The organism is Kitasatospora sp. NPDC057015, assembly GCF_042673745.1.
GTDB lineage: Bacteria > Actinomycetota > Actinomycetes > Streptomycetales > Streptomycetaceae > Kitasatospora.
Genome location: NZ_JBHUSG010000010.1, coordinates 103,105 through 123,484 on the forward strand (window position 1 = coordinate 103,105; position 20,380 = coordinate 123,484).

A 20,380-nucleotide genomic window follows, 5' to 3' on the forward strand; every position below is an offset into this window, starting at 1 on the left:
ACACGGCGGATCAGCCGGGAGAGCCCTCCCGAGCTCCGGCCGCACGGGCCTCCGGCAGCCGCTCAGGCCCCGGTGAGCCCCGCGACCAGCTGGTCGGCGGCGCCGTACGGGTCCAGTTCGCCGGCGGCCACCCGCTCCGCGAGGGAGTCCAGGTGGCGGTCGCCGTGCAGGTCGCCGATCCGGGCCCGCAGCGCGGTCAGCGCGATCGCCTCGATCTCGTCGGAGGCGCGCCGGCGCCGGCGGGCGGCCAGTTCGCCGTGCTCCTCCAGCCAGGCGCGGTGCTTCTCCAGCGCCTCGACGACCTCGTCCACGCCCTCGCCGCGGGCCGCGACGGTCTTCAGGATCGGCGGCCGCCAGGCGCCCGGCTCACGGCTCTCGCCGAGGCCGAGCATGTGGTTGAGCTCCCGGGCGGTGGCGTCCGCGCCGTCCCGGTCGGCCTTGTTGACCACGAAGAGGTCGCCGATCTCCAGGATCCCGGCCTTGGCCGCCTGGATGCCGTCCCCCATGCCCGGGGCCAGCAGGACGACGGTGGTGTCCGCCTGGGCGGCGATCTCCACCTCGGACTGCCCCACCCCGACGGTCTCGACCAGGATCACCTCGCAGCCGGCCGCGTCCAGCACCCGCAGCGCCTGCGGGGCCGTCCAGGAGAGCCCGCCGAGGTGGCCGCGGGTGGCCATCGAGCGGATGAACACCTCGGGGTCGGTCGCGTGGTCCTGCATCCGGACCCGGTCGCCGAGCAGTGCGCCGCCGGAGAACGGCGAGGACGGGTCCACCGCCAGCACCCCGACCCGCTTGCCGAGCCGGCGGTAGGCCGAGACCAGCGCCGAGGTCGAGGTCGACTTGCCGACGCCGGGCGAGCCGGTCAGCCCGACCGTGAAGGCCTGCCCCGTGTAGGGCGCGAGGGCGGCCATCACCTCGCGCAGCTGGGGGGCGCCGTTCTCGACCAGCGAGATCAGCCGGGCCACGGCGCGCGGGCGGCCCGCCCGGGCCTGCTCGACCAGTGTCGGCACATCGACCATCAGGGCACTCCTCGATCGGGCTGCGGTTCTCGCCGCCGAAGACGGGTGGGCTGCGAACCGCTCCCGCCCCGCGCCGGTGGGCGCTTCGGGCGGGCCCGCGGTTCGCAGCCCAGAGGCTACGTCAGGTGATCCCGGCCCGTCAGGCCCTGGGGACGCGGACGATCAGCGCGTCACCCTGGCCGCCGCCACCGCACAGCGCCGCGGCACCGGTGCCGCCGCCGCGCCGCTGGAGCTCCAGCGCGAGGTGCAGCACCACGCGGGCGCCGGACATGCCGATCGGGTGGCCGAGGGCGATGGCGCCGCCGTTGACGTTGACCTTCTCCTCGGTGACGCCGAGGTCCTTCATCGACTGGTGCGCGACGGCGGCGAAGGCCTCGTTGATCTCGATCAGGTCGAGGTCCGCGACGGCGATGCCCTCCTTGGCGACGGCGTGCAGGATCGCGTTGGACGGCTGCGACTGCAGCGAGTTGTCCGGGCCGGCCACGTTGCCGTGGGCGCCGATCTCGGCGATCCAGCTCAGGCCCAGCTCCTCCGCCTTGGCCTTGCTCATCACGACCACGGCGGCGGCGCCGTCGGAGATCTGCGAGGAGGTGCCGGCGGTGATCGTGCCGTCCCGGGTGAAGGCCGGCCGCAGCTTGGCCAGGCCCTCGACGGTGGTCTCGGCGCGGATGCCCTCGTCCTGGCTGAAGACGACCGGCTCGCCCTTGCGCTGCGGGATCTCCACCGGGACGATCTCGGCCTCGAAGACGCCGTTCTTCTGGGCGGCCGCGGCGCGCTGGTGGGAGCGGGCGGCGATCTCGTCCTGGACCTCGCGCGGGATGCCGAGGCGGGTGTTGTGCTTCTCGGTCGACTCGCCCATCGGGATGTTCTCGTAGGCGTCGGTGAGGCCGTCGTGGGCCATCGCGTCGAGCACCTCTATGGCGCCGTACTTGTAGCCCTCGCGGGACTTCGGCAGCAGGTGCGGCGCGTTGGTCATGGACTCCTGGCCGCCGGCCACCACGATGTCGAACTCGCCGGCGCGGATCAGCTGGTCGGCGAGCGCGATGGCGTCCAGACCGGAGAGGCAGACCTTGTTGATGGTCAGCGCCGGGACGTTCAGCGGGATGCCGGCCTTGACGGCGGCCTGGCGCGCGGGGATCTGGCCGGCGCCGGCCTGCAGCACCTGGCCCATGATCACGTACTGGACCTGCTCACCGGTGATGCCGGCCCGCTCCACGGCGGCCTTGATCGCGAAGCCGCCGAGGTCCGCGCCCGAGAAGCCCTTGAGCGAGCCGAGCAGGCGGCCCATCGGGGTGCGTGCGCCTGCGACGATCACAGAGGTGGTGTTGGTCATGGGACGGGCCCCTTCGCACGTCGTGGCCAGGTGTGAGGATGCGCTCAATGTACTTACCCGTGAGCCCACCGTCACCGGAGCGGCGGTGTGATCAGGCGCACTGGCACTGTCCAGTCAACACCGTGTCAGGAGGGTCCGGGTGAATCGCCGCGGACGCCGGCCGGAGCGGTCGCGGCCGGGCCGGCGCCGACGCGTCGGCGCACTGTGAGCAGACTCGCACCCGCCGCCCTGGCGTGCGCCCGCCGGATGCGCTGCACTGAGGGCATCCTGTCCGGCGGCCCGCCCGCCCAGCCCTGGAGGCCCGAAGTGCTGACCCGCATCGACCACATCGGCATCGCCTGCTTCGACCTCGACAAGACCGTCGAGTTCTACCGCTCCACGTACGGCTTCGAGGTGTTCCACAGCGAGGTCAACGAGGAGCAGGGGGTGCGCGAGGCGATGCTGAAGATCAACGACACCGGCGACGGCGGCGCGTCCTACCTGCAGCTGCTGGAGCCCACCCGCGAGGACTCCACCGTCGCCAAGTGGCTCGCCAAGAACGGCGAGGGCGTGCACCACATCGCCTTCGGCACCGCCGACGTGGACGGCGACTCCGCCGAGATCCGCGACAAGGGCGTGCGGGTGCTGTACGACCAGCCGCGGATCGGCTCGATGGGCTCGCGGATCACCTTCCTGCACCCGAAGGACTGCGGCGGCGTCCTCACCGAGCTGGTCACCTCGGCCGGCACCGACCACTGACGGGGCGCCGAACGACCGGTGACCGGTCCTGAGCGGCGCCCCGGTCGGCCACCGAACGGGACCGCGCCGGGGGCGCCGCGAGGGCCACGGCCCGGGTCCGCGGCGCCCCGGGCCCGGTCCGCGCCCGCCGCCGGTCGGACTCCGGTCCCCACCCCGTCCCGACCCGGACCGTCGCCGGGCGACAGCGGCCGGGCGACAGCGGCCGGCCCGGGCCGCCCTACCATCCGGCCGCCCTCCGAGTGGGGTGACCGGCGGGTAACGTCGGCGGAGGCGCCGAAAACCCCTACGTGGCCATTCCGCACCGGTTCGCGACCACTACAATGCCCAGGTGCGCGAAGGCCTCGGAAGGACGAGGTCCGACGGGCACGGCCGAAAGCGGGTCAGGCCGGTCCAAGACCGGCCTGTCGCGTCGCCAGGGGAGTCCACAACGCGGGCACGGCTCAACAGTCGCAGTCCGGATCTGTCACCATTCTCCACAAGGCAAGAGTTCGCCCAGGAGTCCACCCGGACGGGGGAGCGCGGAAACACCGCGTACCACCGGCCAGGACTCCGACCGTGGCGGGCGGTCCCAGCAGGACAGGGGGCGTCCACCGGCCGCGGATGCAAGGACCAGCCGAACCGGCACCCGGACAGTACGGGGTCGCCGGACGGCCGGGTCGAGGACGCGACCAGGAGATGGATGGGACCGCGGAGTGCGGGGCTACGACCGCTACGAGGCTGACGATCACCTCTCCCAGTTCGAGGCCGACATGGATCGGACTCGCAAGGAGCGGGACAAGGCCGTCGAGCATGCCGAGGACCTCGCCTACCAGGTGGAGGTACTCCGGGCCAAGCTGCACGAATCGCGGCGGCAGCTCGCGCAGCCGCGCGCCTTCGACTCCGTCTCCAGCCAGGCCGAGCAGCTCCTGCGGAACGCCGAGATGCAGGCCCAGCAGCTGCGCGCGGACGCCGAGCGGCAGCTGCGCGAGTCCCAGGCGGCCACCCAGCGCCTGATGGCCGAGGCCGCCGACCGCACCGCCCGGCTGGAGGCCGAACTCGCCGACCGCCGTCGCCAGCTCGACGCCGAACTCTCCGAGCTGCGCCGCAGCGCCGAGCGCCACGTCAACGAGAACGTCTCCTGGGCCGAGCAGACCCGCGCCGGCACCGAGCAGGAGGCCCAGCGCCTGCTGCAGGAGTCCCGCGCCGAGGCCGAGCGGCTGGTCGCCGCCGCCCGCGCCGAGGCCGCCGCCCTCTCCGACCAGGCCCGCGCGCAGACCGCCGCCGACGTCGACGCCGCCCGCGGCGAGGCCCAGGCCGCCGCCGAAGCCGCCCTGCACCGCGCCCAGACCGACGCCGAGCGCCTGCTGCGCGCCGCCTCCGAGCAGGCCCAGCAGGCCAGTGCCCAGGCCGAGGAACTGCGCGGCACCGCCGCCAACCAGGCCCAGCAGCAGCTGGCCGGCGCCCAGGCCGCGGCCGAGCACCAGCTGGCCGCCGCCCAGGCCGAGATCGGCCGGCTCAAGCAGCAGGCCGTCGCCGACCAGGCCCGCGCCGAGGAGACCCTCGCCCGCGCCCAGGCCGAGATAGAGCGGCTGCGCGCCGAAGCCCTCGCCGAGGCCGAGCGGGCCCGCCAGGAGGCCGCCGAGCTGCGCGCCCGGGCCGAGGAGGCCGCCGAGCAGCTCCAGGCCGACGCCGAGGCCGCCGTCGAGCGGCTGGTGGCCGGCGGCGAGGCCGCCAGCGAGCAGCGCTCGCAGACCGCCCGCGCCGAGATCGCCCGGATGGTCGCCAACGCCACCAAGGAGACCGAGCGGATCAAGGCCGAGGCGGCCAACGCCAAGGCCGAGGCCGACGCCGCCAAGGCCGCCGCCGCCGAGGAGAGCGAGCGCCTGCGGGCCACCGCCGAGAGCGTCGCGACCCAGCTGCGCGAGGAGGCCGAGGCCGCCATCGCGGACCTGCGCGCCGCCGCCGAACGGGACGCCGCCGACCTGCGCGCCCAGGCCGAGGCCCGCGCCGAGCAGCTGCGCAACGAGGCCCGCGAGCAGGGCCGGGCCGAGGGCGCCAAGGACGCCACCGTGCACCTCGCCAAGGCCGCCAGGACGGCCGAGGAGGTGCTCGGCCGGGCCGACCGCGACGCCGCGACCGCCCGCGGCGAGGCCACCGCCGAGGCCGAGCGGATCCTGACCGCGGCCGCCGACGAGGCGGAGCGGCTGCGCGAGCAGGGCAAGGCCGCCGTCGAGCAGGCCCAGAACGCCGCACTGGACGACGCGGCCGGCATCCGCGAGCGGATGCAGCAGATGCAGGACGAGGCCACCCGGCTGCGCGCCGAGGCCGAGGAGCTGCGCGCCCAGGCCGCCGCCGAGGCGGAGCGGGTGCGCGGCGAGGCCCGCCGGCAGGCCGTGGTCCAGATCGAGGAGTCGGCGAAGAACGCCGAGGAGCTCCTCACCCGGGCCAAGAGCGACGCCGACGAGCTGCGGGCCGGCGCCGCCGGCGAGGTCGAGCGGCTGCGCGAGCAGGCCAAGGAGCGCGCCGCCGAGATGCAGGGGCGCGCCGAGCAGACGCTCACCCGGGCCCGCGCCGAGGCCGAGAAGCTCGCCGCCACCGCCCAGCAGCAGCACCGGGACGCGGTGGCCGCGGCCAAGGCCGCCGCCGCCGAGAACCGCGCCGCAGCCGAACGCGAGACCGCTGAACTGCGCCGTGAGGCAACCGAGTTCGACCAGCGGGTGCGCAGCTCCGCCACCGCCGACGCCGACGCCGTCCGGGAGGCCGCCGAGAGCGCCGCGCAGGCCGTCACGGCCGCCGCCGAGGAGCAGGCACAGCGGCTGCGGACCGAGACCGACGCCGAGCTGGCCCGACTCACCGCCGAGGCCGAGGCCGCCGCCGAAGCCCTCCGCGAGGAGAGCCGTCGTGCGTACGAGGACGCCGCCGCCGGGCTGAAGCGCGAGCGCGAGCTCACCGCCGAGCAGCTCGCCGCCGCGCACGCCGCGCACGAGCAGGCCGAGACCGTCGCCGCCGAACTGGCGCAGCGCACGGCCGCCGAGGCCGACGCCGTCCGGGAGGCCGCCGAGACCGAGGCCACCCGGCTGCGGACCGAGGCGGAGCAGGCCCTGGAGGCCGCCCGCGGCGCCGCCGTCGAGCAGCTCACCAAGGCCGAGGACGCCTCCCGCACCCTGCGCGAGCAGGCCGAGCAGGCGCTCGCCCGGGCCAAGGAGCAGGCCGAGACGCTGACCGCGGAGGCGACCGCCGAGGCCGACGCGGCCCGGGCCGCCGCCGAGCAGGCCCTCACCGAGGCCCGCGAGCGGGCGGCCGCGCTGACCGCCGAGGCCGAGGCCGCCGCCGGAGCCCTGCGGGCCGAGGCCGGGAGCGAGCTGGAGCAGGCCCGCACCGAGGCCGGGCAGCTGACCGCCGAGGCCGCCCGCACCGCAGCCGAGCTGGTCGCCACCGCCGAGGACGCGGCCGCCGAGGTGCGCCAGTCGGTCGCGGGCATGCACGAGGCCGCCTCGCAGCAGGTCGCCGAGCTGCGGGCGACCGCCGAGCGCGAAGCCGGCGACGTCAGGGAGCTGGCCGCGCTGGAGAGCGCGGAACTGCGCGAGATCGCCGAGCGCGAGACCACCGCACTGCGCGCCGAGACCGACCGCGCCGTCACCGCCCTGCGCGAGAGCGCCGAGCGGGACGGCGCCGAGCAGCGGGCCGCCGCCGCGGCCGAGACCGGGGCGCTGCGCGAGAAGGCCGCGCGGGAGATCGCCGCCGACCGCGAGGCCGCCGAGGCCGAGCTGGGCCGGCTGCGGGCCGAGGCGCAGGCCTACGACGAGCGGCTGCGCGCCGAGGCGCAGGCCGAACTGCGCGGCGCCCAGGAGCTGGCCGAGCAGCAGCGCGCCGAATCGCAGGCGCTCGCCCGGCGGACGGTCGCGGAGGCCGACGAGCGGGCCGGCACCGCCCTGGCGGAGGCCGAGGAGCTCGCGGCCGGCCTGCGGGCCGAGGCGGAGGAGTACGCTCTCGCCACCCGCTCGCTGGCGGACGACTACGACAGCTCGACCCGGGCCCGGGCCGAGGTGTTCGACACCGAGACCCGCGACCAGGCGGAGCAGTTCGACCGGTCCACCCGCGAGCAGGCGAAGTCCGTCCTGGAGAAGGCCTTCGCGGACGCCGAGTCGCTCGGCGAGGACGCCCGGACCACCGCCCTGGCCACCACCGCGGCCGCCGAGGAGCAGGCCGACGCGATGGTCGCGGCGGCCCGCAAGGAGTCCGACCGCCTGGTGGCGGCCGGCGAGGCGGCCGGTCAGGCCGAGGTCGAGCGCGCCCGGGCCGACGCCGACGCGCTGCTCTCCGAGGCCCGCCGGGACGCCACCGCGATCCGCGAGCGCGCCGAGGAGCTGCGCGAGCGGACCGACTCCGAGGTGGAGGCGCTGCACGAGCGGGCCCGCAAGGAGAACGCCCAGGCCATGAAGTCGGCCGGCGAGCGGGTCGACGCACTGGTGACGGCCGCCCAGGAGCAGCTGACCGAGGCCGAGGAGCTGGCCGTCGCGGCCGTCGCCGAGGCGGAGGAGCGCGCGGCCGCCCTGGTCGCCGCGGCCGAGGAGCGGGCCACCGAACTCGCCTCCGAGGCTTCGGCCGAGGCCAGCAAGGTCCGGATCTCGGCGGTCCGCAAGGCCGAGGGCCTGCTGAAGGGCGCCGAGCAGAAGCTCGCCGACTCCACGGACCGGGCCGAGGCTCTGATCGCCAAGGCCCAGACCAGGCTGAAGGAAGCCCAGGAGGAGGCCGAGGAGCGGATCGAGGCGGCGTCCACCGAGGCGGAGAAGCGCCTGCGGGCTGCCGACGAGAGCGCGGACGAGCAGATCGCGCTGGCGACCGAGGAGGCCGAGCGGCTGCGGACCGAGGCCCGCGCCGAGGCGAAGCGGGTCACCGACGACGGTCGGCGCGAGCTGGACGAACTGGTCCGGCGCCGCAAGGACATCAATACCGAGATCTCCAGGGTCCAGGACGTGCTGTCCGCCCTGGAGGCCTTCGAGGCACCGTCACCAGTCGCGCAGGCGACCGCGGGCGGATCTGCCGGCGGGGGTACGGCCAACGGGGGATCGAACAGCAAGAACAGCGGCTCCGGAGGCCGCGAAGCGGCGCCGAAGGCCGGCGCCGGAGTGGGCGCTCCCCGTTCGGGTGGCAATCGCTCCGGTGGCGCGCCACCCGATTGAGCGGTCATTGTCCGCGAAGCATCGGCATTTCACCGATGACACTCCGGTAACGTGTCAGGATTCCCTCAACCACCTCAGCGGTTTGACGACAGGAAGCCCAAATACCCATGAGCGACAGTCACTCCCCTCACGGCTTCGACCTGGTGCGCCGTGGGTACGAGCGTGCCCAGGTCGACGAGCGGATCACCAAGCTGGTGGCCGACCGTGACAGTGCCCTGACCCGCATCGGTGCCCTGGAGAAGCGCATCGAGGAGCTCCACCTGGAGACCCAGAGCGCCCAGGCCGCGGTCACCGAGTCCGAGCCCTCGTACGCCGGTCTCGGCGCCCGGGTCGAGAAGATCCTCCGTCTCGCCGAGGAGGAGGCCGCCGATCTGCGCAACGAGGCGCACCGCGCGGCCGAGCAGCACCGCGAGCTGGCCGAGGCGGCCTCGCAGCAGGTGCGCACCGAGGCGGAGAACTACGCCAAGGACCGCAAGGCCAAGGCCGAGGACGAGGGTCTGCGGATCGTCGACAAGGCCAAGAGCGACAGCGCCCAGCTGCGCAACGAGGCCAACAAGGACGCGGCGACCAAGCGCGAGGAGGCGGACGCCCTCTTCGAGGACACCCGCACCAAGGCCGCCCAGGCCGCGCTGGAGTTCGAGACCAACCTGGCCAAGCGCCGCGAGCAGTCCGAGCGCGACCTGGCGGCCCGTCAGGCCAAGGCCGAGAAGCGCCTCGCCGAGATCGAGCACCGGGCGGAGCAGCTGCGCCTGGAGGCCGAGAAGCTCCGCACCGACGCCGAGCGCCGCGCCCGCCAGACGGTGGAGACGGCCCAGCGCCAGTCCGAGGACATCGTGGCCGACGCCAACGCCAAGGCCGACCGGATCCGCAGCGAGTCCGAGCGCGAGCTGGCGGCGCTCACCAACCGCCGCGACAGCATCAACGCGCAGCTGACCAACGTGCGCGAGATGCTCGCCACGCTGACCGGCGCGGCCGTGGCCGCCGCCACGCTGCCGGCCGACGACACGCTGGGCGTGCCGGCCCAGCAGTCGCGCTGACGCTCCGCCCGACGCGGTACCGGCGGGCCCGCACCCTTCGGGGTGGCGGGCCCGCCGTGTTCTCCGCTCCCCCGACCGGTCGGCCGTCCGCCGCACACGGTCGCCGTGGCCGGCAGCACGGCCGGCCCGGCCCCGGCCGGCCCCGCGTTCACCGAGCGGACACCGCTCCGTCAGCCGGAGTCCGGCCGCCGCTCGGGAGCCGGGTCGAGACTGTGGGCCCATGCGCATCTCCCGCCTTCTCCCCCTGGCCGCGGCCGCCCTCGTCGCGCTGACGCCCGCGGTCGCCGACGCCGCCACCTCCGCCCCGGTCCACGACGGCTCCTGGACCTACCGGGACCCGGCCCCGCTCGGCGGTGACCGGGGCCTCTCGCTGGGCGGCTTCAGCGACCTCTTCCCCGCCGACGACTCCGGCACCGTGTTCTGGACCCTGACCGACCGCGGGCCGAACGCGGACGCCGCGGCCGACACCGACAAGGTCTTCCTCAAGCCCGACTACACCCCGCAGATCCTGAAGATCAAGCTCCGCAGGGACGGCTCGGTGGACGTCCTCAAGCGGATCCCGCTGCAGGTCCCCAAGGGGCAGCGGGACCCGGTCACCGGCACCCGGTTCCTGACCGGCCTGCCGCCCGCCGCGCTGACCGCCGAGCGCCCGATCGACACCGACGGCCGGCAACTGCCCAACGACCCGTACGGTCTGGACAGCGAGGGCCTGGTCCGGGCCCACGACGGCTCGTTCTGGGTCAGCAGCGAGTACGGCTCCTCGATCCTGCACTTCTCCGCGCGCGGCGTGCTGCAGAGCGTCCTGGTGCCGGCCGGCTCGTCCTACCAGGCTCCGGGCGTCGAGGTGCTGCGGATCCTGCCGGCCGTCGAGGCCAAGCAGAAGAACAACAAGGGCCTGGAGGGGCTGACCGTCTCCGCCGACGGCCGCACTCTCTACGCCGCCCAGCAGACCTCGCTGTCGAACCCCGACGCCAAGAGCACCAAGAAGTCCCGGGTGCAGCGGATCTTCCGGATCGACATCGGCCACCGCACCCCCGTCGTCACCGGCGAGTTCGCCAACGTGCGCGAGGCCGACTCGGCGACCGACGGCGGCTGGGCCACCTCGGCGATCAGCTGGCTGGGCCCCGACCGCCTGCTGGTCGAGGAGCGCGACGGCGCCCGCCCGACCGCCTTCACCAAGTTCTTCGAGGTCGACCTGCGCAGGGCCACCGACCTGCTCGGCTCGGTCTGGGACGACCCGGCCACCACGCCCTCCCTGGAGGTCGCCCCGACCGGGACCACCGGCGTCGTCCCGGGCACCAAGCGGCTGGTCTTCGACGCCGTCGCGGCGGGCCTGGACAACGGCAAGCTGGAGGGCGTGGCGCTGCGCCCCGCCGGGCACGGCACGGCCGAGCTGTTCCTCGTCAACGACAACGACTTCGGTGTCGACGGCTTCAAGAACGGCGCCGTGGTGCCCAACAACGCCGTGACCCGGGTGGACCGCTACGTGCTGCCCGCCGGCACGGTCTCCTTCGGGCGCTGAGTAGACGGCGGCGCCGAGTAGACGGCGGTGGTGGGGTGCCTGCACCCCACCACCGCCGAACGGCCGCCACCGCCGAACGGCCACCGCCCCCGCGGCCGGTGGGCGACGGGGGCGGCGGCCGGAGCCGAAGGCCGGGCCTCAGATCGGGTACGCGCCGTCCGGGCGCTGGTGTCCGCAGCTCAGCTGGTTGCCGTCGTCGTCGGAGACCGTCCCGAACCACGAGGTGCACCAGACCGAGATGGAGTCGGGCCAGTACTGCACCTCGAAGGGGTGCCCGAGGCCGTGGTCGCCGTACGAGGTGACGATGAAGGTCTCGCCGGGCCTGAGCCAGTAGTCCTCGCCCAGCGGTTCGAGGGTCAGCTCGGTCAGCTTGTCGCCGCAGTTGGTGACCGGCATCCGCCCCGACACCTCCAGCGCGGAGAAGTCCCAGGAGCCGGCCTCGTCCTTCGGCGCCCCGGCCCGGGGCGGCCGCTCGGCGCCCGTTCTGCCGCTCTCGCCGCCGCCGTCCCGCGTGCCGTCGCCGTCCCGCATGTCGCCGCCCCTCCGGTCCCCGCCCCTGCTGTCGCCGCCCGCCCCCTCCGCGCCCACCGGGCCGCCGGCGCTCACCGGGCCACCCGGGCGAGCAGGGCCCGGACGGCCGCGTTGAAGGCGGAGGGCGCCTCGATCGCGCTGAGGTGTCCGGCGTCGGGGATGACGGTCAGCTCGGCGTCCGGGAGCGCGTCGGCCATCAGCCGAGCCTCCGCGAGCGGGGTGACGGTGTCCGCCGCGCCGACCACCACGGCCGCCGGGACGTGCAGTGCGGACAGCACGTCCAGGGTGTCGGTCCGGGCGGCCATCGCGCGCTGGGCCCAGGCGACGGCCTGCGGCGGCGCCTCGGCGATCAGCGCCCTGACCCGTTCGGCGTGACCGCCGGAGGCCGGGCCGAGCAGGGTGTCCTCCATCCGCTCCTCGGCCAGCAGCCGGACGCTGTCGCGGGCCAGGACGACGGTGGCGATCCGCTCGCGGTTGGCCCGGGCGGCGTCGGTGTCCGCGGTGGCCTTGGTGTCGGCCAGCAGCAGCCCGGCGAGCCGGTCCGGGTGGCGCCGGGCGAAGGCCAGTGCCACGTACCCGCCCATGGAGAGCCCGCCGACCACGGCGCGCTCGATCTCGGCCGCGTCCAGCAGCAGGGCGAGGTCGTCCGCGACCAGGTCCAGCGAGGGCTCGTCGGTGCCCAGTTCGGTGCCGCCGAAGCCCCGCTGGTCGGGGGCCAGGACCCGGGCCTCGTCGCCGGTCAGGCCGGGCAGTGCGTCCAGCTGGGCGCTCCACATCGAGGAGGCCAGCGGGAAGGCGTGCAGCAGGACGAGCGGGGTGCCGGTGCCGCTCTCGCGGACGGCCAGTGCGGTGGGGAGCCGGTTCATGACGCCCACCGTAGCGGCACACCGGGCAGGTGCGATCGATGCGCCCTTATGTCTGATTTGTCATAATCTGACTGAGAGTGAGGGAGTACAGATGATCGAGCTGCACGAGCTGACGAAGCGGTACGGCGACACGCTCGCCGTCGACCGCCTGAGCTTCCAGGTGCCCCAGGGCGTGGTGACCGGGTTCCTCGGCCCCAACGGCGCCGGCAAGTCCACCACCATGCGCATGATCCTCGACCTGGACCGGCCGACCGGCGGCACCGTCACCATCGACGGCAAGCGGTACGGGCACCTGAAGGAGCCGCTGAAGTACATCGGAGCCCTGCTGGAGGCCAAGGCCGTCCACCCCGGCCGCACCGCCCACGACCACCTGCTCTGGCTGGCCCAGAGCAACCGCATCCCGGCCGCCCGGGTCAGCGAGGTGCTGGACCTCGTCGGCCTCACCTCCGTCGCCCGCAAGCGCTCCCGCGGCTTCTCGCTGGGCATGGGCCAACGGCTGGGCATCGCCTCGGCACTGCTCGGCGACCCCGAGATCGTGATGTTCGACGAACCCGTCAACGGCCTCGACCCCGAGGGCATCCTCTGGATCCGCAACCTGATGAAGCGCCTCGCCTCCGAGGGCCGGACGGTCTTCGTCTCCTCCCACCTGATGAGCGAGATGGCCCTGACCGCCGACCACCTGGTGGTGATCGGCCGGGGCCGGCTGCTGGCCGACCTCTCCATGCCCGAGTTCATCCGGCAGAACTCCCGCACCGCCGTCCGGCTGCGCACCCCGCAGCCCGAGCGGCTGCTGGACGCGCTCGACAGCGCGGGCATCCGGGTCGAGGGCGGGCCGGAGGGCTCGTACGAGGTGGTCGACGGCGACCTCGCCAAGCTCGGTGAACTCGCCGCCGCGAGCGGCGTCGTGCTGCACGAGCTGAGCCCGCAGCAGGCCTCGCTGGAGGAGGCCTTCATGCAGATGACCGCCGACTCGGTGGAGTACCACGCCGGCGGGTCCACCGGACGGCCGGGAACGGACGCGGCGGGCGCACCGGGCGCCTGGGGCGCCGGCTGGCAGGCCGCGAAGGGCGCACCGACCCCCGGCACGCAGCCCAAGGAGGGTGACTGAGATGGCGTCCTTCCCCGCGATCCTGCGGTCCGAGTGGACGAAGGTCCGCAGCGTCCGCTCGACGATCTGGACCCTGGCGCTGACCTTCGTGGTCACGGTCGGCCTCGGCGCACTGCTGTCCCTGCTGACCAACAACAACTTCGAGGAGTTCACCCGGGGCGACGACACCCCCTTCGACGCCACCGGCACCTCGTTCTCGGGCATCATGCTCGGCGAGCTCGCCATCATCGTCTTCGGCGTCCTGGCCGTCGGCAACGAGTACAGCACCGGCATGATCCGGGTGACCCTGGCCGCCGTGCCGCAGCGCGGCACCCTGCTCACCGGCAAGGCCGTCGTGCTCGGCGCGCTGGCCTTCGCGGTGGCCCTGGTGACCGCCTTCGTCACCTTCTTCCTCGGCCAGTCCCTGCTCGGCGACCACTCCACCAGCCTGGGCGAACCGCACGTGCTGCGCGCGGTGATCGGCGCCGCCCTCTACCTGACGATGCTCTGCCTCTTCTCGGCCGGCGTCACCGCGATGCTGCACAACCAGACGCTGGCCCTCGGCGTGCTGGTGCCGTTCTTCTTCCTGCTCTCGCCGATCCTCTCGGCCGTGCCGAAGGTCAAGACCCTGGCGCACTACTTCCCCGACTACGCGGGCTCCCGGATGCTGCTGGTGTACGAGCAGGGCGGCCAGCCGTACGGGCCGTGGGCCGGCTTCCTGATCTGCCTGGTGTGGACCCTGGCGGCCCTGGTCGGCGGCGCCCTGGTGCTCAAGAACCGGGACGCCTGAGACCGACGGGCCGCAAGGCCCGGGACCGGCCGGCACCCGGCGCACCCGCCCGGTACCGGCGGCCCGCGGCCGGCGCGGCGCCCTCAGTACCGGGGGGCGCCGCGCCCGCGCTGGATGTTGGAGGCCCGCCGCTCGCGCGCGCCCCAGCAGGCCCGGTGCCAGTGCCGCCGGTCGTCCACCCCGGCGCCGAACTCCGGCCAGGCCACCACGTGCCCGACCCCCGGCGGGATCTCCTGGTCGCAGCCCGGGCAGCGGTAGTAGCGCCCGGCGGTGCCGGCCACCGTCTGCACCACCCACTCCTCGCCCTGGTAGCTCTCGGTACGCCGCAGGGAGCCGCCGAGCGGCCCGGGGCCGGACTCCTCGGGGTCGGCGTTGCTGATCCGGTTGCGGCGGGGAGACACGGTGGGCGACCTCTCTGCAGGGGCTCGGAAACCCTTCCAGGGTAAGGGGCGTCCGGCGAGTGGTGGGCGGATCGAGGAGCGGCTCCCCCGGGCGGAGTGGCCGCGGAGCCGCGACGACTGACGACGACGCAGTCCGTGGGGGCCTCCCGGCCGAAGGCTGGGGGAGGGAGCCCGGGCGGCGCGACGCCGCCCACCACTCGCCGGACGGTCCAAGGGCCGCGCCAGGTCCTCCGTGGCCTTACCACGGCTGCACCCGGCGCTCCGGTGTTTCCGGGGAGATCCACCCGTTCTTCGTCGAAATTGGTGATTCTGCGTGCCATTGGCACATGACATGGGTTACTCACGAGGTGAGAAGGCGGGGCCCGCAGACCCTGCGCGCACCCGAGGAGGCCGTCCATGACCCAGACCAGCGCCCGCACCGAGGCCCAGCCGCCCGTCGGTGTCCGGCCGACCGCCGCGACCACGGCCGGCGCCGCGCCGCCGTCCGGCCGGGCCGGGGGGCAGCGGCCCGGCGCCGGACCGCTGCCCGCGGCCGAGCGCGGCGGCAGCCACCCGTCGGCCACCGAGGCCCTGCGGGTCGGCGCCTTCCTGCTGTCCGCGCAGTTCCCCGGGCAGGCCCACGGCGAGGTGCTGGAGCGCACCGTCAGCGCCACCGTGGCGGCCGAACGCGCGGGCCTGGACGCCGTCTGGCTGGCCGAGCACCACTTCGTCCCGTACGGGGTCTGCCCGGACGCCGCGACGCTCGCCGCGATGCTGCTCGGGCGGACCCGCCGGATCGGGGTCGGAACGGCGGTGAGCGTGCTCTCGACGCGGCACCCGGTCGCGCTCGGGGAGCAGGCCGCACTGCTGCACCTCACCTCCGGCGGACGGTTCACGCTCGGCGTGGGACGCGGCGGCCCGTGGATCGACCTCGACGTGTTCGGCAGCGGGCTGGAGGCCTACGAGCAGGGCTTCCCCGAACGGCTGGACCTGCTGCTGCGGTGGCTGCGCGAGAGCAGGGTGGGCGGGTCCGGCCCGGAGTTCACCTTCCCCGAGGTGGCCGTGGTGCCGCAGGCGGGCGGCTCGCCGCGCCGTCCCGGGCTCTCCTCCTGGCTCGGTCTGGAGACCGGCCGGGCCGAGCTGCCGGGCCTGGCCCGCCGGCTGCCCCGCCAGCGGGTCGACGGGATCCGCCCCGGGCGGCGGCCGGCGGCCGAGGCGCCCGTCGCCGGGCCCCTGACGGGCCCGCCGGTCGTGGTGGCCTGCACCTCCCCCGGCGGCGTCCGGCTGGCGGCCGAGCGGGGTCTGCCGATGCTGCTCGGGATGCACTCCGGGGACGAGGACAAGCAGCAGATGCTCGCGCTGTACGAGACGGCCTGGCGGGCCTGCGGCCGCTCCGAGGAGCAGCTGGCCCGGGTCCGCGGGGAGCACGTGGCGGCGGGCGTCGCCCAGGTCGAGGACGGCCACTCGACGGCGCGGGCCACCCTGCTGCGCTCGATGCCCGGCTGGTTCGAGTACGGGCTCGGCGCGCACCGCACGGTGGACGGGCGCGAGCGCAAGATGCGCGACCCGCACGAGTACACCGCGCTGCTCTGCGACCTGCACGCGGTGGGCACGCCCCGGCAGTGCGCGGACCGGCTGCTCGCCACCGCGGAGCGCACCGGCATCCGGCGCTTCGCCCTCCTCGCCGAGGGCAGCGGCGACCGCGAGGCCACCCTGCACAACATCGCCCGGCTCGGCTCCGAGGTGCTCCCGCAGCTGTCCTGAACGTGCGGGCGCCCGGGCCGCCCCGCCCCGCCTCCGGTGACGCGCTCGGCGCGCTCGGAGCTGGAGCGGGGCGGCCCGGGCCGTTGGGTCCGCCCCGGGACGGATCAGCAGTCCCGCAGCTCCTCGGACTGGTTGAGCAGTTGCTCCCGGACGGACGTGAAGCGCTGGTGGCGCGCCACGTTGTTCTCGGACGGCGCGAAGACCGCGACCCGGTGGCAGTTCTGGAAGGCCAGCTGGACGCCGAAGTGCCGCTGCAGGGCCCCCCGGATGGCGTCACTGGCGAGGGCGCGCAGCAGCTGGCCGCGGGCCTGCTCGCTGGGCGGCGGGACGTGGTTGTCGGCGAAGTCGGTGCCGTCGACCTTCAGCTGGGCGACCAGCGAGCTGATCAGCTCCCAGGCGTACGGCAGGGAGACGCGGACGCAGTCGACGAATTCCCGCTCGTCGACCTCGCCCCGCTCGGCCTTCTCCAGGAGGGCCGGTGAGACGTCGAGCGACATGGGTTCTCCTCTCGCGGTCCACCCGCGCGCGGCGCCCGGGTGGTGGTGCGTTCTGTTCGGATGGTGCCGTGCCGTGCTCAGGTTGTTCCGGTGGTTCCCGTTGGTCCCGATCGCCGGTTCGTGCACGATCGTGGTCGGTGGTCGATCGCCTGATGGTGCGCGATCATCGGCCCTTTCGGATCGCCGGTCGTGCGCGATCACCGGGCCGGAGGGGTGCGAGGAACAGGTGCGAGGGCTTGCGATGAGGGCCTGCGGTGGAAACCGGTGGTCGGAAGTACTGCGACGGATGGGGACGGACACCGGCCGGTACCGCCGGCCCGACCTGCCGCTCCCGCCGCACCGGCGAACCGGCGGACGAGCGGTGCCGGGCCACCCCTGGTCGGCTCCGCCGGGTGGGGGCGGCAGCCGCTCGGAACAGCGTGTCAGCCATTGGCCGGCGGGACCGGCGAATCCGCTGATTTCCCATGAAATCGCACCCCGCCGGAGCAGATTTGGCCTGATTCAGCCGGATCTCGCATCCCACGTCCCCATCCCCGTGCCTCCGTCCCCGTCGACGACTCTTCCGCAAGCGCTCAGTCACACACCGTAGCCGCCTGTGGGTAAGCGCGCCAGAGTGCGGCGAGCAACCGGTCGGATCGCCGAACCTCCATGGTCGCCGCCTCCCGGGTTTCTTCACCCCGTCGTACCGGAATCGCATCAAACGGCCCCGGTGGGCTAGCGTGGTCGACCGTGCGTCTCGTAATTGCCCGTTGCTCAGTCGACTATGCCGGTCGGCTCTCCGCCCATCTGCCGTCCGCCACCAGGCTCATCCTGGTCAAGGCCGACGGCAGCGTCAGCATTCATGCCGACGACCGCGCCTACAAGCCGCTCAACTGGATGTCGCCGCCCTGCACCCTCAAGGAGGCGGACGGCACCTGGACGGTCATCAACAAGGCCGGCGAAAAGCTGATCATCACGCTGGAGGAGGTGCTGCACGACTCCTCGCACGAACTCGGGGTGGACCCCGGACTCGTCAAGGACGGCGTCGAGGCGCACCTCCAGGAGCTGCTCGCCGACCGGATGGAGGTGCTCGGCAGCGGCTGGGCGCTGATCCGCCGCGAGTACCCGACCGCGATCGGCCCGGTCGACATCCTCTGCCGGGACTCCGACGGCGCGACCGTCGCCGTCGAGATCAAGCGCCGCGGCGAGATCGACGGCGTCGAGCAGCTCACCCGCTACCTGGAGCTGCTCAACCGGGACCCGCTGCTCGCCCCGGTGAAGGGCGTCTTCGCCGCGCAGGAGATCAAGCCCCAGGCCCGCGTACTGGCCACCGACCGGGGCATCGGCTGCGTGGTGCTGGACTACGACGAGCTGCGCGGCATCGAGGACGACAAGCTCAAGCTGTTCTGACCCGCCGGGCCCCTACGGGGTCGGCGACGTGGACGCGGTCGAGCTCGGACTCGGGCTCGGACTCGGCGAGGCGCTCGCCGTGGGCGACGGGGTGGAGCTCGGCACCGGAGGCTGGGTCGGCTGGACCGGCGGCACCACCGGCGGCTGCGGGGTCGTCCCCGGCGCCGACGGACTGGACGCCCCGGGGCTCGGCGACTTCGTGGACTTCTTCGGCGAGGGCGAGGCGGACGCCGAACCCGAGGGCGACGGGCTCGCCTCGGTCTCCGAGGCCTCGGGGGACGGCGAGTCCGTCCCCGTGGGCGAGGCCTCCCCGCTGCCCGAGGAGCTCGGCGCGGGGATCGTGAAGTCGCCGGTCAGGCTGCCCGGTTCGTCCGGAGCGCCGTTGCGGGCGGGCGTACCGCCCCTGGGGGTGTCCGTTCCGGCCACGCTCAGCCCGACCGCCGTACCCAGGACGCCGAGCGCCAGCACCGCCGCCGAGGCGGCCATGACCGTCCGGCTCCGGCCGCCGCCCTTCGGGATCATGCCGAACCGCCAAGGCACCTGCGCGATCGCCCGGATGACGGGCCGTCGGGTGACCACCGGCAGGTCGCCGTCCGCCGCCGTGAGCGCCAGGGTGTCCGTCCGCAGCAGATCCAGCATCCGCCGGGCCGCGGCGGTACCGCGCTGCTCGCCCAGCGCGACCCGCAGGCCGACCGCCGCCTCCAGTTCGGCCACCGCCCGCTCGGGCGTCTGACGGCAGAGCGCGTACACCCCGAGCTCGTGGTGGAACCAGGCCTCGTCGGGGCCCGACCCGACCGCGCGGGCGGCCTCCAGGCCGAGCTGCAGGGCCCGCTCCCACGCTCCCCAGCGCAGCGCCAGGGCGAGGGCCGGCGCCGCTGCGCGGGCCAGCCGCAGGACGGCCTCGGGGCGCTTGGCGGCCCGGTCGGCGAGCATCGCGCCGATCACCACCTCGGCCTCGGCGGCGACCTGCTCGGTGCTCACCGAACTGTGGCCGACCCACCAGGAGAAGTGGGTGGCGGCGCCCCTGGTGCTGTCGGCGGCCGGCCAGTGCGGCTCCAGCAGCTCCAACGCGCCGGCGGTGAGCCGGTGGTGGCCGCCGATGGAGACGGCCAGCCCGCAGTCGGCCAGCTCGTGCAGGGCGCTCTCACCCTGCCCGACGTCGATCAGTGCGGGCAGGTGCGGCGCGGTCGGGCACTCGCCGCCGAGCGCCACCGACAGCCGCAGCACGGCCTGCGCGGACTCGCTGAGGCCCTCCGCCAGCCGCAGCGCCGGCGCGGCGCTCTCGGCCACCGTCGGCAGCGGTACGGTGCGCCGCAGTTCGGCCTCCCGGACGGCCGGGTCCTCGTCCACGACGGGGTGTTCGACCGCGCCGAAGACGCCCCGACGATCCTCCTCGGCCGCCACCAGGGCGTCCACCGCGACGTCGCGCTGGCGCAGCAGGGCGGCCGCCTGGACGAAGCGCAGCGGCAGGCCCTCGGACTCGAACCAGAGGTCGACGGCCCAGGCCCGCTCGGCCTCGTCGAGGGCGCGCCCGGCCAGCCGGGCCGTGAGGGCCAGACAGGCGGGACGGGACAGCCCCGCGACCAGGTGGTCCTCCAGGCGGGAGTCCAGGGCCAGGGCGGGGCTGTCGGGGGCCACCGAGACGAGGAACGCACAGTCGGGGGCGGCGGCCAGCAGGGCCTCCAACTCCTCGCCGGCGGACTCGACCTCGTCCACCACGACCACCGCGCCGACGGTCGCGAGGTGGCGGGCGAGCTGCTTGGGGTCCGGGCGGAACCCGGGCGCGTGGTGGGTGGCCGAGAACAGCGCCTGGAGGAGGTCGGCGGAGTTCCGGCGGTGGCCGCAGAGCTGGACGACACCGTCGGGGGCGAGCTCGCCGGCGGCGGCGGCCACGGCGGACAGCAGGGCGCTGCGCCCGGAGCCGGCCTGGCCGACCAGGCGTATCGAGCGGCCCTCGGCCAACTTGCCGAGGAGCTGGGCGACGTCCCGCTCACGGTCCAGCAGCGGCAGGTCGGCGGGGCCGGCGCCGAGGGCCAGCGGGCCGACGGCGGGGCTGGGGCCCATCGGCGCGCGGCTCAGGTCGCCGCGCTGCACCCGCCGCGGGCGGGGCCGCCAGTCGTCGGGGCACGGCCGGGCCTCGGATCCGTCCGTCGAGCCGACGGTCACCAGCAGGTCGCCGGAGACCAGTTCGCCGGTACGCGGCCGCACGCTCTCCTGCCGGAAGTCACCGGTTGGCTGTCCCACGTATCGCTCCGCCCATGCTCG

At 74.8% G+C, this 20,380-nt stretch carries 15 protein-coding genes; 8 read left to right on the plus strand and 7 right to left on the minus strand.

The window, feature by feature from the left end; all coding sequences use genetic code 11:
* Positions 1-62: 62 nt before the first annotated feature.
* Together meaB and ACFTWP_RS12685 are read right to left on the minus strand one after the other, a co-directional pair.
* Entirely contained in the window at positions 63-1,019 is a 957-nt protein-coding gene (gene meaB, locus ACFTWP_RS12680) for a methylmalonyl Co-A mutase-associated GTPase MeaB (RefSeq protein ID WP_380264486.1), read from the minus strand.
* A gap of 139 nt (positions 1,020-1,158) precedes the next feature.
* Positions 1,159-2,352, minus strand: coding sequence for an acetyl-CoA C-acetyltransferase (locus tag ACFTWP_RS12685; RefSeq protein ID WP_380264487.1), 1,194 nt, complete (start codon positions 2,350-2,352; stop codon positions 1,159-1,161).
* Positions 2,353-2,658: 306 nt separating this feature from the next.
* Between ACFTWP_RS12685 and mce the strand changes: the two genes are divergently transcribed.
* The 4 genes from mce to ACFTWP_RS12705 all read left to right on the plus strand — a co-directional run bounded on the left by mce (position 2,659) and on the right by ACFTWP_RS12705 (position 10,811).
* Positions 2,659-3,090 (plus strand): methylmalonyl-CoA epimerase, encoded by a 432-nt coding sequence (gene mce / locus ACFTWP_RS12690; protein WP_380264488.1) that lies wholly within the window; start codon positions 2,659-2,661, stop codon positions 3,088-3,090.
* Between the two features lie 692 nt (positions 3,091-3,782).
* On the plus strand, positions 3,783-8,252 hold the full coding sequence (locus ACFTWP_RS12695) for a hypothetical protein (RefSeq protein WP_380264489.1): 4,470 nt from the start codon (positions 3,783-3,785) through the stop codon (positions 8,250-8,252).
* A 107-nt stretch (positions 8,253-8,359) separates the two neighbouring features.
* Positions 8,360-9,289 (plus strand): cellulose-binding protein, encoded by a 930-nt coding sequence (locus ACFTWP_RS12700; protein ID WP_190209396.1) that lies wholly within the window; start codon positions 8,360-8,362, stop codon positions 9,287-9,289.
* A gap of 220 nt (positions 9,290-9,509) precedes the next feature.
* Positions 9,510-10,811 (plus strand): esterase-like activity of phytase family protein, encoded by a 1,302-nt coding sequence (locus ACFTWP_RS12705; protein ID WP_380264490.1) that lies wholly within the window; start codon positions 9,510-9,512, stop codon positions 10,809-10,811.
* 138 nt (positions 10,812-10,949) lie between these two features.
* Here the strand turns inward: ACFTWP_RS12705 and ACFTWP_RS12710 are convergent, their stop codons facing one another.
* Positions 10,950-11,342 carry a hypothetical protein gene (locus tag ACFTWP_RS12710; protein WP_380264491.1) on the minus strand — a complete coding sequence of 131 codons (393 nt, stop codon included), beginning with the start codon at positions 11,340-11,342 and terminating at the stop codon, positions 10,950-10,952.
* 71 nt (positions 11,343-11,413) lie between these two features.
* Complete coding sequence (locus ACFTWP_RS12715; protein WP_380264492.1) at positions 11,414-12,208, minus strand: alpha/beta fold hydrolase; 795 nt, start codon at positions 12,206-12,208, stop codon at positions 11,414-11,416.
* A gap of 91 nt (positions 12,209-12,299) precedes the next feature.
* Between ACFTWP_RS12715 and ACFTWP_RS12720 the strand changes: the two genes are divergently transcribed.
* Entirely contained in the window at positions 12,300-13,316 is a 1,017-nt protein-coding gene (locus ACFTWP_RS12720) for an ATP-binding cassette domain-containing protein (RefSeq protein WP_380264493.1), read from the plus strand.
* Position 13,317: 1 nt separating this feature from the next.
* Positions 13,318-14,085 (plus strand): ABC transporter permease subunit, encoded by a 768-nt coding sequence (locus tag ACFTWP_RS12725; RefSeq protein WP_380264494.1) that lies wholly within the window; start codon positions 13,318-13,320, stop codon positions 14,083-14,085.
* Positions 14,086-14,168: 83 nt separating this feature from the next.
* Here ACFTWP_RS12725 and ACFTWP_RS12730 read toward each other — a convergent pair whose 3' ends face one another.
* Complete coding sequence (locus tag ACFTWP_RS12730) at positions 14,169-14,486, minus strand: ATP/GTP-binding protein (RefSeq protein WP_380264495.1); 318 nt, start codon at positions 14,484-14,486, stop codon at positions 14,169-14,171.
* Between the two features lie 570 nt (positions 14,487-15,056).
* On the opposite strand from ACFTWP_RS12730, the gene ACFTWP_RS12735 reads away from it, so the two are divergent.
* Positions 15,057-16,229, plus strand: coding sequence for an LLM class flavin-dependent oxidoreductase (locus ACFTWP_RS12735; protein WP_380264587.1), 1,173 nt, complete (start codon positions 15,057-15,059; stop codon positions 16,227-16,229).
* Positions 16,230-16,333: 104 nt separating this feature from the next.
* Here ACFTWP_RS12735 and ACFTWP_RS12740 read toward each other — a convergent pair whose 3' ends face one another.
* Positions 16,334-16,726, minus strand: coding sequence for an SCO5389 family protein (locus tag ACFTWP_RS12740; protein WP_380264496.1), 393 nt, complete (start codon positions 16,724-16,726; stop codon positions 16,334-16,336).
* 729 nt (positions 16,727-17,455) lie between these two features.
* On the opposite strand from ACFTWP_RS12740, the gene nucS reads away from it, so the two are divergent.
* Positions 17,456-18,115, plus strand: a complete 660-nt coding sequence (nucS, locus tag ACFTWP_RS12745; RefSeq protein ID WP_380264497.1) for an endonuclease NucS — start codon at positions 17,456-17,458, stop codon at positions 18,113-18,115.
* A gap of 12 nt (positions 18,116-18,127) precedes the next feature.
* Here the strand turns inward: nucS and ACFTWP_RS12750 are convergent, their stop codons facing one another.
* Entirely contained in the window at positions 18,128-20,359 is a 2,232-nt protein-coding gene (locus ACFTWP_RS12750) for an ATP-binding protein (protein ID WP_380264498.1), read from the minus strand.
* Between the last annotated feature and the right edge of the window lie 21 nt (positions 20,360-20,380).